At 68.6% G+C, this 13,402-nt stretch carries 14 protein-coding genes; 3 read left to right on the top strand and 11 right to left on the bottom strand.

The genetic code is table 11. The features are described 5' to 3' along the window. Window positions 1–27: 27 nt before the first annotated feature. On the top strand, window positions 28–246 hold the full coding sequence (locus ACOZ4I_RS00955) for a DUF7535 family protein (protein WP_424002126.1): 219 nt from the start codon (window positions 28–30) through the stop codon (window positions 244–246). On the opposite strand, the gene ACOZ4I_RS00950 is transcribed toward ACOZ4I_RS00955, so the two are convergent. From ACOZ4I_RS00950 to ACOZ4I_RS00935, 4 genes are all read right to left on the bottom strand, one after another. Beyond that, a complete protein-coding gene (locus ACOZ4I_RS00950) occupies window positions 247–1,242 on the bottom strand; it encodes an ornithine cyclodeaminase family protein (RefSeq protein ID WP_424002124.1) in 996 nt (331 codons plus the stop codon). A gap of 517 nt (window positions 1,243–1,759) precedes the next feature. Continuing rightward, on the bottom strand, window positions 1,760–3,439 hold the full coding sequence (thsB, locus tag ACOZ4I_RS00945) for a thermosome subunit beta (protein ID WP_424002122.1): 1,680 nt from the start codon (window positions 3,437–3,439) through the stop codon (window positions 1,760–1,762). Between the two features lie 174 nt (window positions 3,440–3,613). Continuing rightward, window positions 3,614–4,003 (bottom strand): DUF7383 domain-containing protein, encoded by a 390-nt coding sequence (locus tag ACOZ4I_RS00940; protein WP_424002120.1) that lies wholly within the window; start codon window positions 4,001–4,003, stop codon window positions 3,614–3,616. A 30-nt stretch (window positions 4,004–4,033) separates the two neighbouring features. Then, complete coding sequence (locus ACOZ4I_RS00935) at window positions 4,034–4,603, bottom strand: sugar O-acetyltransferase (protein WP_424002118.1); 570 nt, start codon at window positions 4,601–4,603, stop codon at window positions 4,034–4,036. 342 nt (window positions 4,604–4,945) lie between these two features. Between ACOZ4I_RS00935 and ACOZ4I_RS00930 the strand changes: the two genes are divergently transcribed. Together ACOZ4I_RS00930 and ACOZ4I_RS00925 are read left to right on the top strand one after the other, a co-directional pair. Continuing rightward, window positions 4,946–6,922, top strand: coding sequence for a DUF460 domain-containing protein (locus ACOZ4I_RS00930; protein ID WP_424002116.1), 1,977 nt, complete (start codon window positions 4,946–4,948; stop codon window positions 6,920–6,922). 91 nt (window positions 6,923–7,013) lie between these two features. Then, window positions 7,014–8,027 carry a sensor histidine kinase gene (locus ACOZ4I_RS00925; protein ID WP_424002114.1) on the top strand — a complete coding sequence of 338 codons (1,014 nt, stop codon included), beginning with the start codon at window positions 7,014–7,016 and terminating at the stop codon, window positions 8,025–8,027. 41 nt (window positions 8,028–8,068) lie between these two features. Here ACOZ4I_RS00925 and ACOZ4I_RS00920 read toward each other — a convergent pair whose 3' ends face one another. From ACOZ4I_RS00920 to ACOZ4I_RS00890, 7 genes are all read right to left on the bottom strand, one after another. Next, the gene (locus ACOZ4I_RS00920) at window positions 8,069–8,296 is read right to left on the bottom strand and encodes a DUF7470 family protein (RefSeq protein ID WP_424002112.1); all 228 of its coding nucleotides are present in this window, start codon (window positions 8,294–8,296) and stop codon (window positions 8,069–8,071) included. Between the two features lie 38 nt (window positions 8,297–8,334). Further along, on the bottom strand, window positions 8,335–8,745 hold the full coding sequence (locus tag ACOZ4I_RS00915) for an SCP2 sterol-binding domain-containing protein (RefSeq protein WP_424002110.1): 411 nt from the start codon (window positions 8,743–8,745) through the stop codon (window positions 8,335–8,337). 59 nt (window positions 8,746–8,804) lie between these two features. Then, entirely contained in the window at window positions 8,805–9,695 is an 891-nt protein-coding gene (locus ACOZ4I_RS00910) for a DMT family transporter (protein ID WP_424002108.1), read from the bottom strand. Between the two features lie 148 nt (window positions 9,696–9,843). Further along, on the bottom strand, window positions 9,844–10,566 hold the full coding sequence (locus ACOZ4I_RS00905) for an ABC transporter ATP-binding protein (RefSeq protein WP_424002106.1): 723 nt from the start codon (window positions 10,564–10,566) through the stop codon (window positions 9,844–9,846). Further along, on the bottom strand, window positions 10,563–11,375 hold the full coding sequence (locus ACOZ4I_RS00900) for an ABC transporter ATP-binding protein (protein ID WP_424002104.1): 813 nt from the start codon (window positions 11,373–11,375) through the stop codon (window positions 10,563–10,565). The genes ACOZ4I_RS00905 and ACOZ4I_RS00900 overlap by 4 nt, the downstream gene beginning before the upstream one ends. After that, a complete protein-coding gene (locus ACOZ4I_RS00895) occupies window positions 11,368–12,477 on the bottom strand; it encodes a branched-chain amino acid ABC transporter permease (protein ID WP_424002102.1) in 1,110 nt (369 codons plus the stop codon). The genes ACOZ4I_RS00900 and ACOZ4I_RS00895 overlap by 8 nt, the downstream gene beginning before the upstream one ends. After that, window positions 12,474–13,391, bottom strand: a complete 918-nt coding sequence (locus tag ACOZ4I_RS00890) for a branched-chain amino acid ABC transporter permease (RefSeq protein WP_424002100.1) — start codon at window positions 13,389–13,391, stop codon at window positions 12,474–12,476. The genes ACOZ4I_RS00895 and ACOZ4I_RS00890 overlap by 4 nt, the downstream gene beginning before the upstream one ends. Window positions 13,392–13,402 lie beyond the last annotated feature (11 nt).

The raw sequence follows: 13,402 nt of genomic DNA, 5'->3' as shown, positions 1-13,402 counted from the left end.
TATACACGTTTCAACGCAAGATCAGGTATGGCCGACTCAGCGGACGACGACACGCAGGACCGCTCGCTACTGCCGGAGGCGCTTCGAACCGTCACGCCGGGGTCGCGGCCCCACCGCGACGAGGAGATGGACGTGTTCGGCTGGGGGATGTTCCTCGGGCTGCTCGTCCTGCTGTTCCCGCTACTCCCGTTCCTCGTCATCGTCTGGCTCATCTCGAAGATCACCGACGCGCTCACGCCGTCGTAGTCAGGTCGCGTCGGTGCCGACGAGCGAGAAGCCCGTCCCGTCGCCGGCCTCGCTGGCGTGCTCGTAGACGACGTGAGCCGCGGCCACGTCCTGGATGGCCAGCCCCGTCGAGTCGAAGACGGTGAGGCCGTCCGCGTCGGTCCGGCCGTCGAGCGTGCCGGCGACGACGTCCCCGAGTTCCCCGTAGAGGTCGTCGTCGGTCAGGACGCCCTCGCTCCAGGGGACGTTGATCTCGCCGGAGTGGGTGCACTGCTCGAAGTCGTCGATGACCAGTTTCGCGTCGAGCAACGTCTGGTCGTCGTGCTCGTGCTTGCCGGCGGCGTCGGCCCCGACGGCGTTGACGTGGGTCCGCTCGCCCAGCCACTCGCGCTCGACGATGGGCGACTCGACCGGCGTGATCGTCGACAGCACGTCACAGCCGGCGGCGTCTTCAATGCTCCCCGCGCGAACGTCGTACTGGTCGTCGAAGGCGTCGACGAACGCGCGCTGTTTCTCCTCGCTCCGGTCGGCGACGACCACCGTCTCGATGTCGCGCACCTCGGCGATGGCCTCCAGTTGCGTGTAGGCCTGCGTCCCCGCGCCGACGAGTCCGAGCGAGTCCGCGTCGGCGACGGCGAGGTGGTCGGTCGCGACGGCGGCCGCGGCCCCGGTCCGCAGGCGCGTGAGGACCGTGCCGTCCATCACCGAGAGCGGGAACGCCGTCTCCGGGTCGGAGTAGATGAGCGTCCCCAGCACCGTCGGCAGGTCGTGGTCGGCGGGGTTGTCCGTGTGGACGTTGACCCACTTGACCGCGGCGGCGTCCCACGTCTCGGCGGCGACGTAGGCCGGCATCGAGCGGAAGTCGCCGTTGTACTGGGGGAGGTCGATGTAGGACTTCGCCGGCATGATCGTCTCGCCTCGCGCGTCGGCGGCGAACGCGTCCGCGACCGCCTCGATGACGGCCGCCATCGCGGCGTGTTCCTCGACGGCGTCGGGACCGAGAAGCAGCGTCTGCATGGTGAAGGCTGGAACGCCGCGGCACTTATACTTCCACGTCGCCGGCCCCCGGTCGCGCGATTGACCGGGCCGCGGGCTCGGCGGTCGGAAAACGGAAACGAAATGGGTGCCACACCCTGGAGGTCACCAGTCGCCACCCCCGGGCGGACTGGGACACCGGTGCTTGAACAGGGAACACGGTAATAGTTTCTCCCGTTTCACCGTTCGATATCGAGGCCCAGATTCCCACCACGGACCCCGTCGGTGATGGGGCGAGGCGGTCGACAGGGCGAGCGAGACGCTATCCGTAGCGTCTCTGAACGAGAAGTGTGGTGCGCGGCGTCCGCTAGCCGCACTTCGATTCGGAGGTCGGTGCTGTCTGCGAGGGCCCTCACTTCGTTCGGCCCCTCGCTTGCCTCGCGGCTTCCGCCGCTCGGCCGTGAGGTAGGCCCTCGCTCCGCTCGGCCCTACCCTGCTCGCGGGTCACTGCGTTCCCCGCTCGCAATACCGAGGTTCTTCGCGTTGGTCAGAACCTCGCTTACATCATGCCGCCCATACCGCCGCCCATGCCGCCCATGCCGCCGGGCGCGCCGCCGGGGCCGCCGGCGCCCTCGTCTCCGTCGCCGGAGGTCGAGAGGTCGCCGGCCGCGATGATGTCGTCGATCTTGAGGACCAGGTTCGCAGCCTCGGCAGCCGAGGAGATGGCCTGGCGCTTGGCGTGAGTCGGCTCGACGACGCCGGCGTCGAGCGTGTTCTCGACGTCGCCGGTGAACACGTCGAGGCCGGCGCTGACGTCGCCGTCCTCGTGGGCGGCGCGCAGGTCGACGAGCGTGTCGATGCTGTCGAGGCCGGCGTTCTCGGCGAGCGTGCGCGGGATGATCTCCAGCGCGTCGGCGAAGGACTCGATGGCGAGCTGCTCGCGGCCCTCGACGCCGTCGGCGTAGTCGCGCAGTCGCGCAGCGACCTCGACCTCGGGGGCGCCGCCGCCACCGAGGACGCTGCCGTTGGCGACGGTGGAGGCGACCACGTCGAGCGCGTCCTGCACGCCGCGCTCGAGTTCGTCGACGACGTGGTCGGTGGAGCCACGCAGCAGCAGGGTGACGCCGTGGGCGTCCTCGTTGCTGCCCTCGACGTAGAACAGGCCCTCGTTCTCGTCGCGCGAGATGGAGCCGTGGCCGAGGTCCTCCGCGGTCGCGGAGTCGAGGTCGGAGACGATCCGCGCGCCGAGGACCTCCTTCAGGAACTCGATGTCGGACTTCTTGGCGCGGCGCACAGCGAGAATACCCTTCTGGGCGAGGTAGTGCTGGGCCATGTCGTCGATGCCCTTCTGGCAGAAGACGACGTCAGCGCCGGTGTCGGCGATCTGGTCGACCATCTGCTTGAGCTGCTCCTCTTCCTTGTCGAGGAAGTTCTGGAGCTGGCTCGGGTCGTCGACGGAGAGCTGCGCGTCGACCTCGGTCTCGTCGAGCTCGATGGCGGTGTCGACGAGCAGCACGTCGGCGTCGTCGAAGTCGGTGGGCATCTCCTCGTGGACGGGGTCCTTGTCGATGACCGCACCCTCGAGGAGCTCGGAGTTGCCGGCCGAGCGGCCGGTCTGGGTCTCGATGTTGAGGTACTCGAGGTCGGCGATGACGGAGCCGTCCTCGGCCTCGACGGTGACGGCGTTGACCGCGTCGACGATGATCTGGGCGAGCAGTTCCTTGTTGAGCTCCGCGCCCTTGCCCGTCATCGAGGTCTCGGCGACCTTCTTGAGAAGTTCCTCGTCGTCGGGGTCGACCTCGGTGGCGATGTCGTCGAGTTCGTCTTTCGCCTGCGAGGCGGCCATGTTGAAGCCCTTGATGATGGCCGTCGGGTGGATGTCCTGTTCGAGGAGGTCCTCGGCGTTCTTGAGGAGTTCGCCCGCGATGGCGACGGCGGACGTGGTGCCGTCGCCGGCCTCGTCCTCCTGTGTCTCCGCGACCTCGACGATCATCGAGGCCGTCGGGTTGTCGATGTCCATCTCCGAGAGGATGGTGACGCCGTCGTTCGTGACGGTCACGTCACCCATCGAGGAGACGAGCATCTTGTCCATCCCCTTCGGGCCGAGCGTCGAGCGTACCGACTCGGCGACCGCGCGAGCGGCCGAGATGTTGTGTTCCTGTGCAGACTTGTCCTTCATCCGCTGGGAGTCCTCTCCCAGGATGATCATCGGCTGGCCCTGCATCTGGCGTTGGCTCATAATCAGACTGAGATTGTATGTGGTTCTATATAAAAGTAGGGGTTAGAGGATGCGGCTTCGCGACCACTCGAAAGTCGCGGAGCGGTGAAAACCGCCGTACTGCGGCGGGACTTGCGGAACGTTGTGTCACCGGTTGGCACGGGAGGGGTGTCGCCTCGCCGCGCGTTTATACCGTCACTCGACGGGCTGTTTCCAGTGGACGGTGACCGAGCCGACGACGAACGCGTCGTCGGAGTCGGCGTTGCGGCGGAACTTGAGCGTGTTCTCGCCGACGCGGAGCCTCTCGGGCCCGATCGTGTCCATCCAGAGCTGCCAGCCCTCGCCCGGCGCGATGTCGAAGCCCGACAGCGGCTCGCCGTTGACCACGATCTCGTGGTCGAAGTCCGCCACGTCGAAGACCTGCATCTGGACGTACGGGTCGGTCGGGCGGGAGGTCGGGACCTCGAAGGTGGCCGGGTCGGTCGCGTCGCCGGTGTACTCGGCCCAGGGAACGTCGAGGGAGTCCGCGGACGGCCCGAGGTGCTGCTGGAACTGACAGAGCGCGTAAGTGGCGCGGCGTGACATAGGGAACACGTCACGCGGACGGTACAAAAATCAGTGCCCGCTCGCGTCGACCTCGCGGACGATTTCGGCGGGGTTGCCCTGGACGACGACGCCGGACGGCACGTCGTCGGTGACGACCGCGCCGGAGGCGATCACCGCGTCGTCGCCGACCGTGACGCCCGGATTGACGACCGCCTGGCCGCCGACCCAGACGTTGTCGCCGAGCGTCACCGGCTTGCCGTACTCGGCCCCGCTGCGTCGCTCTGCCGGGTCGAGCGGGTGGGTCGCGGTGTAGACGTGGACGCCGGGGCCGAGCAGGCAGTCGTCGCCGACCTCGACCCGACACACGTCCAGCACGACGCAGTCGAAGTTCGCGTAGAAGCCGTCCCCGACGTGGACGTTCTCGCCGTAGTCACACCGAAACGGCGGTTCGACGTGCGGGTCCGCGCCGACGGAGCCGAACAGGTCCGCGAGGAGGTCTCGCCGCGCGGCGTCGTCGCCCGGGTCGGTCTCGTTGTACCGGCGAGTGAGTTCATTGGCGCGCTCGCGCCGCGCGACGAGGTCGGGGTCGCTCGGGTCGTAGCGCTCGCCGGCGAGCATCTTCTCGCGTTCAGTGGGCACGAGAATCGGCCTCCGAAGCCAGCGAGTGGAGCGCGGTGGCAGTCATACCACGGGCTGGAATGGCGGCGGTAATGGGTCTGGTGGTCCCGGTGGTCAACACGACGGGGGCGGCATGGCTTTCGACGGCCGGGGCGTCCCGGCCGGCCGTACAGCCGACGTGGGTGGGACTGAAAGGGGCCGCATTCTCCGCGAACCCCGGCGAAGTAAGCACGCGAAGCGCGCGCAGCGAGCCGCGGGAGCGGAGAATGCGGGGGCTTTCTGGCTGTTGACACTCCCGACTGCGAACGAACACACAGCCGAGCCCGGAACGGATTTATAATCGCTCGTCGCCTATCACGGTCCGTGAACCGCACGGCAGCGCTCGACGCGGTCGTCTTCGGGGTCGACATCCAGAGCGGCGACGTGCGCGGCGACGCGCCCTCCTACGCGCTGGCGGTCTTCGACGGCGAGTCCATCGAGCGGGACGTGGTCTCGCGCCGGAAGCTCCGCCGGCGCATCGAGGGCGAGGAGCCGGCCATCGTCGCGACGGACAACATGTACGAACTGGCCGCCGACAAGGACGCGCTGATACACTTCCTGGGCTCGCTGCCCGACGCGACGAAGCTGGTGCAGGTGACCGGCGACGAGCGGCCAGAGCCGCTCTCGCGAGTCGCCAAGCGCCACGGCGTCCCCTACGGCAAGGACCCGATGGAGGAAGCCGAGGCCGCCGCCAGACTGGCCGCCGCCAACGTCGGCCAGGAGGTGTCGGCGTTCACCGACACGACGGAGGTGAAGGTCTCGCGGGGCCGCTCGACGGGGAAGGGCGGCTGGTCCGAGGACCGCTACACGCGGCGCATCCACGGCGCGGTCAAGAAGCGCGCCCGGGAGGTCGAATCGGAACTGGACGCCGCGGGGCTGGCGTACGACCGCGACGCGACCGAGAAGTACGGCGGCTTCTCGAACGCCGTCTTCGAGGTGTCGGCCCGACCGCAGGACATTCCGGTGTCGGCGAGTCGCTCCGGCGACACCCGCGTCGAGATCGAGCGCCAGCGCCGCGACGGCATCGAGTTCCGACCGCTGGCCAAGCGCCGCGACCACGTCGTCGTCGGCGTCGATCCCGGCACGACGACGGCCGTCGCCGTCGTCTCCCTCGACGGCACCGTTCTGGACGTGTACTCCTCGCGGACCGACGACACGGCCGCGACCACGGAGTGGATCATCGAGCGGGGCCGCCCCGTGGTCGTCGCGGCCGACGTGACGCCGATGCCAGAGACGGTCGAGAAGCTCCGCCGGTCGTTCAGCGCCGCCGGGTGGGAGCCCAATCGGGACCTGCCGGTCGACGAGAAGAAACACCGGACCCGCGAGGAGGCCTACGACAACGACCACGAGCGCGACGCGATGGCCGCGGCGCTGTCCGCCTTCGACCACCACGCCGACCAGTTCGACCGCATAGCGAGCAAGGTCCCGCCGCAGTTCGACGTGGGGACGGTCGTCGACCGCGTCGTCGCCGGCGAGGAGTCCGTCGAGGCCGTGCTCCGGGACCTCGACGACGACGAGAGCGAGGCCGAAGAGACCACCGCCCACGAGCCCCGTGAACTCACGGAGGACGAGAAGGAGATCAAGCGACTGCGGGCCCGCATCGACCGGCTGGAGTCACACGTCGACGACCTCAAGGACACGATCCAGCAGAAGGACGAGCGCATCGCCGAGACGGAGTCGCAACTGGAGAAGGCCCGCAGCGAGGGGCGCCGCGAGGTCCGAAAGGAACGCGAGGTGACGCGGCTCCAGCGGCGCAACGACGCGCTGGAGCGGAAGGTCGAGGAAGAAGCGGAGAAGCGCGAGGCGCTGGCCGACAAGCTCGAACGACTGAAGGAGCTGTGGAAGCTCGACCACTCGAACTTCGCCGACGTGTCCGAGAAGCGCGAGGGGCTGACGCCCGTGAAGGTCGTCGAGCAGTTCACGCGCGACGCCATCGACGACGCCGACGAGCGCTTCGGCCTCGTGGCGGACGACGTGATCCTGTTCCGTGACGCCTCCGGCGCTGGCCGGTCGACGGCCCAGCGACTCGCCGACATCGACCCGAAACTCGTCCTGCGGACGGGGAACCTCTCGGACGCGGCCGACGAGGTGCTGTTCGATCACGACGTGCCGGTCGCACCGGCCGACCTCGTCACCGTCCAGGAGGTCGACGAACTGGCCGTCGCCCGCGAGCGCGAGGTCGAGGCCGCCATCGAGGACTGGGAGGAGCGGGCCGCCGACCGGCGCAAGGAGCGAAACGCGGAGATGGTCGACCAGATCATCAGCGAGCACCGGGCCGACCGGCCGACGAGCGAGAACTGAGCCGAGAGATCGAGCCCATCGGCCCGCTATGGCGCGGGTTCGTCGAGTTACCCACATGAATCGTTATATCCTCTGACAGCCTAGCTGACGCATGGAAGACCGGTGTCGGGTCCTGATGGAGGCGCTTGACACGCTCGACGACGTCTTCTACGTCTACGACGCCGACGGACAACTCCTCTACTGGAACGCGCGGCTGAACGAGCTGTTCGACAAGACGGACGCGGAGCTGGAGGGGATGGCCCCGACCGAGTTCTTCGTCGCGGCGGACCGTCCCGACGTGGAGGCCGCGCTCGCCGACATCTTCGAGTCCGGCTGGACCATCGTCGAGGCGAGGGCCGAGACGACGGAAGGGCCCGTGACGTTCGAACTCAGCGGCCAGCTCATCACCGACGAGGACGGCACGGTTCTGGGGTTCAGCGGGACGGGGCGCGACGTGACCGAGCGACTGGAGCGCGAGTGGCATCTGGAGCGGCAGAACGACCGCCTGACCGAGTTCGCGGACCTGCTGGCACACGACCTCCGGACGCCGCTCGCCGTCGCCAGCGGGCACCTCGAACTGGCGGCCGAAGCGTCGCCGTCAGAGCACGTCGAGGCCGCCAAAGCGGGGCTCGACCGCCTGGAAGCCATCATCGAGGACATCCGGACCGCGACCAGAGAAGGGACCCTCGCCACCGACGAGGTGACCGTCGACCTCGCCGCGGTAGCGCAGGCGGCCTGGAGCCACGTCGAGACCGACGGCGCGGTACTCGAACCGCCGGCGCCGATACTGGTCGACGCCGACGAGGAGCGACTGCTCCGCCTGTTCGAGAACGTCTTCGCCAACGCCGTGACTCACGGGCCGGTGAGCGACGAGCGCGTGACGGTCCGCGTCGAGGCGACGGCGGAAGGATTCGCCGTCGAGGACGACGGCCGGGGCATCGACCCCGAGGACCGCGAGTGGGTGTTCGATCCCGGTGCGTCGCTTGTGGCCGACGGGACGGGATTCGGCCTCTACATCGTCCGCGCCATCGCGGAGGCCCACGGCTGGGCGGTATCCGTCACCGACGGTGAGCGCGGCGGCGCGCGCTTCGAGTTCGACCTCGACGCCGACACCACCGGCCAGTAGCGGCCGGGGCGCTGCGGGCCGGGGTTCGGTTGCGACGGTCGTCAGGGCATTCCGCCGCCGCCCATGCCGCCACCGCCCATGCCGCCGCCCATTCCCATCCCGAACGCGCCGAGCAGGCTGGAGACGAGTCCGTAGACGACGAGGCCGAGTCCGCCGACGACAAGCGCGATACCGACGGCGACGATCGGCGCTTTCCACGCGACCAGACCGATGCCGCCGAGCAGGACGGCGACGCCGGCGAGGCCGACGGCACCGAGTTTGTCGAGCATATCCGTGTTCGCCGGGCCGCGGGACAAAAGCCCGTCGGTCAGTGCTCGAACTCGGTGTCGACGTTCTGGGCCGCGGCGACCATCTCCGCGATGGTGTCCTGCCGGCGCAGGAGCGTCATCGTGTCGCCCTCGATCGCGAAGGTTCCGTCCATCGCGGCGGCCGACACGTCGAGTTCCCCCCGCAGCATCGACACCCACTCGCCGTAGGGTCCACGGAGCGCGAAGTCGTAGTCTGGGTCGTCGTCGGTCGCCGCGTGCGTGCAGACGCCGTCCTCGATGTCGACCCGGAACTGCACCGGGTCGCCGACGTAGGTGTCGTCGTCGCGGATCTCGAAGCAGAACGTGGCGGTGAAGCCCGCCGCCGCGTCGGCGAACTCGGCTCGGTCGTTGATCCGGTCACGCCACGCGGCGGCCCACTCGTCGGCGTCGGTCGGGAGCGTCACGGTCATTTGCAGGCGATATGGCATGGGGGGCATTTTTGTGTTGTCGTTACGGTCGGCGCGCGCCGTCAGGACCGCGCCCGGCCGACGACCACGACGGCCGCGAGCAGGAGCGTCCCCCCGACGAGGAACCACGGACCGATCTGCTCGCCCAGCAGGGCCGCGCCGAGGGCCGTTCCGACGAGCGGTTGGACCACGAACAGCACCGACACCGTGCCGGCGTCGACGTATTCGAGCCCCTTGTACCAGAGGTACCAGGCCACCGCGGTGGCGAGAAAGCCGAGGTAGGCGACGGCGGCGAGCACCGCCGGGTCCGTCGGGAGCGACCACACGGAGCGGCCCAGTAGCCACAGTTCCCCGGCCGCGAGCACCGCCAGCATCGGCGCCGCGGTGACGGTGGCGTAGGTGGCGGTCTCCAGCGCGGAGAAGCGCGCGACGAGCGGCTTGCCCCAGACGGTGTAGCCGGCCCAGGCCACGCTCGCGCCCAGCAGCGCGGTGACGCCGGCCGGGTCGAGGCTCCCGTCGAGTCCGCCGTCTGCGACGACGAGCACGGTCCCGACGGTCGCGAGTCCGACGGCGGTGACTTTCGCGCGGGTGAGGGGCTCGTCGACGACCACGGCGGCGAGCAACAGCGTGGCGACGGGCGTCGCGACGGTCAGCAGCGACCCCTGGCTGGCCGTCGTCAGGTCCGTCCCGACGAACTGCGTGACGATGGTCGCGGTGACCAGCGCGCCGAGTCCCGTGAATCCGCGCCAGTCCGCCCGCGTCGGCGTCCGGGTCGATTCGTTGTACCCGACGATGGCGACCAGCGCCACCGCGCCGAGGGCGACCCGAAAGAACCCGAGCGTCACGGGTGGAATCGCATCGAACCCCCACTTGCTGACGACGTACATCCCACCCCAGATGATCGCGGTCGTGAGCGGGGCGAGGATGCCGAGTATCCGTTCCGTCCTGGTCATCGAACTGTTCCGAAACCGCCGATACGGCGTGTCGCATTCATGTGATGTAAAGCGTCAGAGAGAGGCGTTCGTCCGTCGATTCGTCAGTGACTCAGGCTGTCGCTGATGGCCGCGGTCGGCGAGAGAACGCCGACTCGGCGGCCGCGGGTCAGTGCCTCGATTCGCCGCCGAGGTAGAGCCGGGAGACCTCGGGGTCGTCGAGCAGCGACGCGGCGTCGCCCTCGAACTCGACCGAGCCCTGGTCGAGGACGAACCCGCGGTCGGAGATGCCAAGCCCCTCACGGGCGTTCTGTTCGACCATCAGGATGGAGGTGCCGAGTTCGTTGACCGTGACCACGTCTTCGAACACCTCCGCGGCGGTGTTCGGGGCCAGTCCGGCGCTTGGCTCGTCGATGAGGAGCACGTCTGGCTCCATCACGAGCGCGCGGGCGAATGCGAGCACCTGCCGCTGACCGCCCGAGAGCGTCTTGGCTTTGGCGGTGCGCTTCTCGTCGAGGATGGGGAACCGATCGTACAACTCGGTTACGACTGCTTCGAGGCCGCCGTCGCGGGCGACGCCACCCATCCGGAGGTTCTCGTCGATGGTCAGCGAACCGAACACGTTCTCGGTCTGTGGCACGTAGCCGACGCCGATGCGGACGATGTCCTCGGGGGCCATGCCGCCGATTTCGCGGTCGCCGAGGCGGACCGACCCGGTCCAGGGCTCCAGCATGCCGAACACCGTCTTGAGGACGGTCGACTTGCCGGCCCCGTTCGGACCGACGAGGCAGGCGATCTCGCCCTCTTCGAGCGTCAGCGAGAGGTCGTCGAGCACCTGCACCTCGCCGTAGCCGCTGTCGACGCCCTCGACGGTGAGGATCGGCTGGCTCATTCGGACGGCCCTCCGAGGTAGGCGTCGATGACGCGCTCGTCGCTGCGGACCGCCTCCGGCGGTCCCTCGACGAGGACGCTGCCCTGATTGAGGACGATGATCGGGTCGGCCAGTCGCATGATGAAGCTCATGTCGTGTTCGATGATGAGGAAGGTGATCCCCTCCTCGTTGAGTTCTTCGATGAAGCCGGCGAGCTTGTCCGCGAGGACGGGGTTGACCCCGGCGACGGGCTCGTCGAGCAAGAGCAGGTCCGGCTCGGCCATCATCCCGCGGGCAAGTTCGACCAGCTTCATCTGCCCGCCCGAGAGGTCCGTGGCGGGCTGGGTCGCGAGGTCGCCGATCTCGAAGCGCTCCAGCATCTCCTGGGCGCGCTCCAGCGACCGCCGCTCCTCGCGCTCGACGGTCGAGGGCGACGTGAACAGCGGGATGATCGACTCGCCGGTCTGGTCGTGAGGACCGACCAGCAGCGCCTCGCGGACGGTCATGTCCTCGGGCTTGCGCGGCGTCTGGAACGTTCGGATCATCCCCTGGTCGGCGATCTCGTGTGGCTCCTTGCCAGTCACGTCGACGCCGTTGACCGTGACCCGGCCGCCGTCGGGCTCGTAGAAGCCCGACATGAGGTTGAACAGCGTCGACTTGCCGGCCCCGTTCGGGCCGATGAGGCCCGTGATCGAGCCGCGCTCGACGGCGATCGAGGCGTTGTCCGTGGCGACGAGGCCGCCGAAGCGCTTCTCCAGTCCCTCCGCGAGGAGGACCGGGTCGGCCTTGTCGAGGACGGGGCCGTCGGAGACGAGCGACTGCTCACTCATCGCGGTCACCCCGCATGGCGTCTGGCCAGATCAGTTCGCGCTCCGGCGGGAGGATCCCCTCCGGGCGGAGCCTCACGATGAGGATGATGAGCAGGCCGACGAGCATCAACCGTAGCGGGGCCGGCCCGATGGGGAGCTGAACGGCGTCGTTCAGGAAGCGCGTCCCCTGCTGGATGGCGACGATGGTGAAGCCGCCGAGCATCGCGCCGCGGTCGCTGCCGGTCCCGCCGAGGATGACGGCGACCCAGACGTAGAACGTCGTGATGGGCTGGAGGTCCGGCGGGCTGACGTACAGCACGAGGTGGGTGTAGAAGACGCCCGCGAGCGCCATGATGAGGCTGCCGATGACGAACGCCTGCATCTTGAACGCGAACGTGTCCTTGCCGAGCGTCTCGGCGAGGTCCTCGTCGGTCTTGATCGTCCGCAGGACGCGCCCCCACGGCGACCGGTGGATGCGTCGCAGGAAGAGATAGACGCCGGCGACGAACGCGCCGACCAGCACGAGGTTCAGCAGGCCGGTGATGACCGGCTGACGCATGTAGAAGATGGCCGTGCCGCCGACCTGGAACACGTAGGGATAACTCAGGTCGCCGAGCACCGGCCAGTCGGCGAAGAACAGCGGGATACCGGTCAGGCCGGCGCTGCCGGCGGTCCACTGGTTCTCGTTGAGGATGAAGATGCGGACGACCTCCGCGAGGCCGAGCGAGGCGATGGCGAGATAGTCGTCACGCAGTTTCAGCGTCGGGTAGCCGATGAGCACCGCGAGGACCGCGGCGAGGAGGAGGCCGCCGAACAGCGCGATGATCGGGCTGACGTTGCCCGCGATGGGCGAGGAGTTCGCCGTCAGGAGCGCCGATCCGTACGCGCCGAGGCCGAAGAACGCCGCGACGCTGAAGTTGATGAGGCCGCCGTAGCCCCACTGGACGTTCAGCCCCATCGAGAGGAGCATGTACATCGCCGACAGCGAGACCAGATACAGCAGGTACGCCGGCGCGAGCACGCCGGAGACCACGGCGATGAGCAGGAGGACGCCGACCCCGGTCAGGAGGCCGGCGACGCCCTTCTCGCGGGCGGAGAACGCACCCATGTCGAGCGCGCTCACGTCAGATCACCCGCGATGCCGCGCGGTTTGACTAACAGGACCGCGACCATGATGACGAACGCGATGGCCGGCGCGTAGGCGGTCCCGATGGGGATGCCGATATCGCCGAGCAGCGGCGTCAGTTCGTGGATCATCCCGATGAGGAGGCCACCGAGCATCGCGCCGTACACCGAGCCGATGCCGCCGACGATGACGGCAGCGAAGACGACCAGCAGGATGCCGAAGCCGATGCGCGGGTCCAGTTGGCTGTAGAGCGCCAGGAAGACGCCGCCGGCCGCGGCCAGCGCGCTTCCGATGACCCACATCACGAGGATGACGCGGTCGGTCCGAATGCCGCTCACGCGGGCGAGGTCGGGGTTGTCGGCCGTCGCACGCATCTTCCGGCCCAGCGTCGTCCGCTGGAGCAGGAAGTGCAGCGACCCGACGAGGACCGCCGCGCTGACGACGATAGCCACGTCCCGCTGGGTGATCGCCACGTCGAAGTTCTCCAGCAGGAACGGGATCGGACCGCTACGCGTGATGTCGTACTGCAGGAAGTCGGTCCCGAAGATGCCCATGAGCGACGCCCGGTAGACGAACGCCACGCCGATGCTCGTGATGAGCAGGCCGATGGAGTCCGTATCGAGCGGTTCGTAGACTGCCAGATGCGTCAGGACGGCGATGGCGGCGGCGAGCGCCATCCCGACGAGCAGCGACACGTAGAAGCCGAGCGGCAGTCCGAGCAGCGAGCCGCCCATCCCGCCGAGGAGGCCGAACGCGACGAAGCTCCCGTACGCGCCGACCGTCATCGTGTCGCCGTGGGCGAAGTTCGCGAAGTCGGCGATGCTGTAGACCAGCGAGAGCCCGATGCTCCCGAGGATGATGATGCTACTGTATACCAGCCCGTTCGCCAGGTACTGTAATATCTGCGCCATTAGTGAGAATG

The organism is Haloarcula salina, from assembly GCF_049603855.1.
Lineage (GTDB): Archaea > Halobacteriota > Halobacteria > Halobacteriales > Haloarculaceae > Haloarcula > Haloarcula salina_A.
This window is presented reverse-complemented; position numbering and strand designations above follow the sequence as displayed.

Excerpts from the sequence above, each read along its gene's own strand:
- ACOZ4I_RS00955 (WP_424002126.1), top strand. The coding sequence starts at position 28 with ATGGCCGACTCAGCGGACGACGACACGCAGGACCGCTCGCTACTGCCG.
- ACOZ4I_RS00950 (WP_424002124.1), bottom strand. The coding sequence starts at position 1,242 with ATGCAGACGCTGCTTCTCGGTCCCGACGCCGTCGAGGAACACGCCGCG.
- thsB (WP_424002122.1), bottom strand. The coding sequence starts at position 3,439 with ATGAGCCAACGCCAGATGCAGGGCCAGCCGATGATCATCCTGGGAGAG.
- ACOZ4I_RS00940 (WP_424002120.1), bottom strand. The coding sequence starts at position 4,003 with ATGTCACGCCGCGCCACTTACGCGCTCTGTCAGTTCCAGCAGCACCTC.
- ACOZ4I_RS00925 (WP_424002114.1), top strand. The coding sequence starts at position 7,014 with ATGGAAGACCGGTGTCGGGTCCTGATGGAGGCGCTTGACACGCTCGAC.
- ACOZ4I_RS00920 (WP_424002112.1), bottom strand. The coding sequence starts at position 8,296 with ATGCTCGACAAACTCGGTGCCGTCGGCCTCGCCGGCGTCGCCGTCCTG.
- ACOZ4I_RS00915 (WP_424002110.1), bottom strand. The coding sequence starts at position 8,745 with ATGACCGTGACGCTCCCGACCGACGCCGACGAGTGGGCCGCCGCGTGG.
- ACOZ4I_RS00910 (WP_424002108.1), bottom strand. The coding sequence starts at position 9,695 with ATGACCAGGACGGAACGGATACTCGGCATCCTCGCCCCGCTCACGACC.
- ACOZ4I_RS00905 (WP_424002106.1), bottom strand. The coding sequence starts at position 10,566 with ATGAGCCAGCCGATCCTCACCGTCGAGGGCGTCGACAGCGGCTACGGC.
- ACOZ4I_RS00900 (WP_424002104.1), bottom strand. The coding sequence starts at position 11,375 with ATGAGTGAGCAGTCGCTCGTCTCCGACGGCCCCGTCCTCGACAAGGCC.
- ACOZ4I_RS00890 (WP_424002100.1), bottom strand. The coding sequence starts at position 13,391 with ATGGCGCAGATATTACAGTACCTGGCGAACGGGCTGGTATACAGTAGC.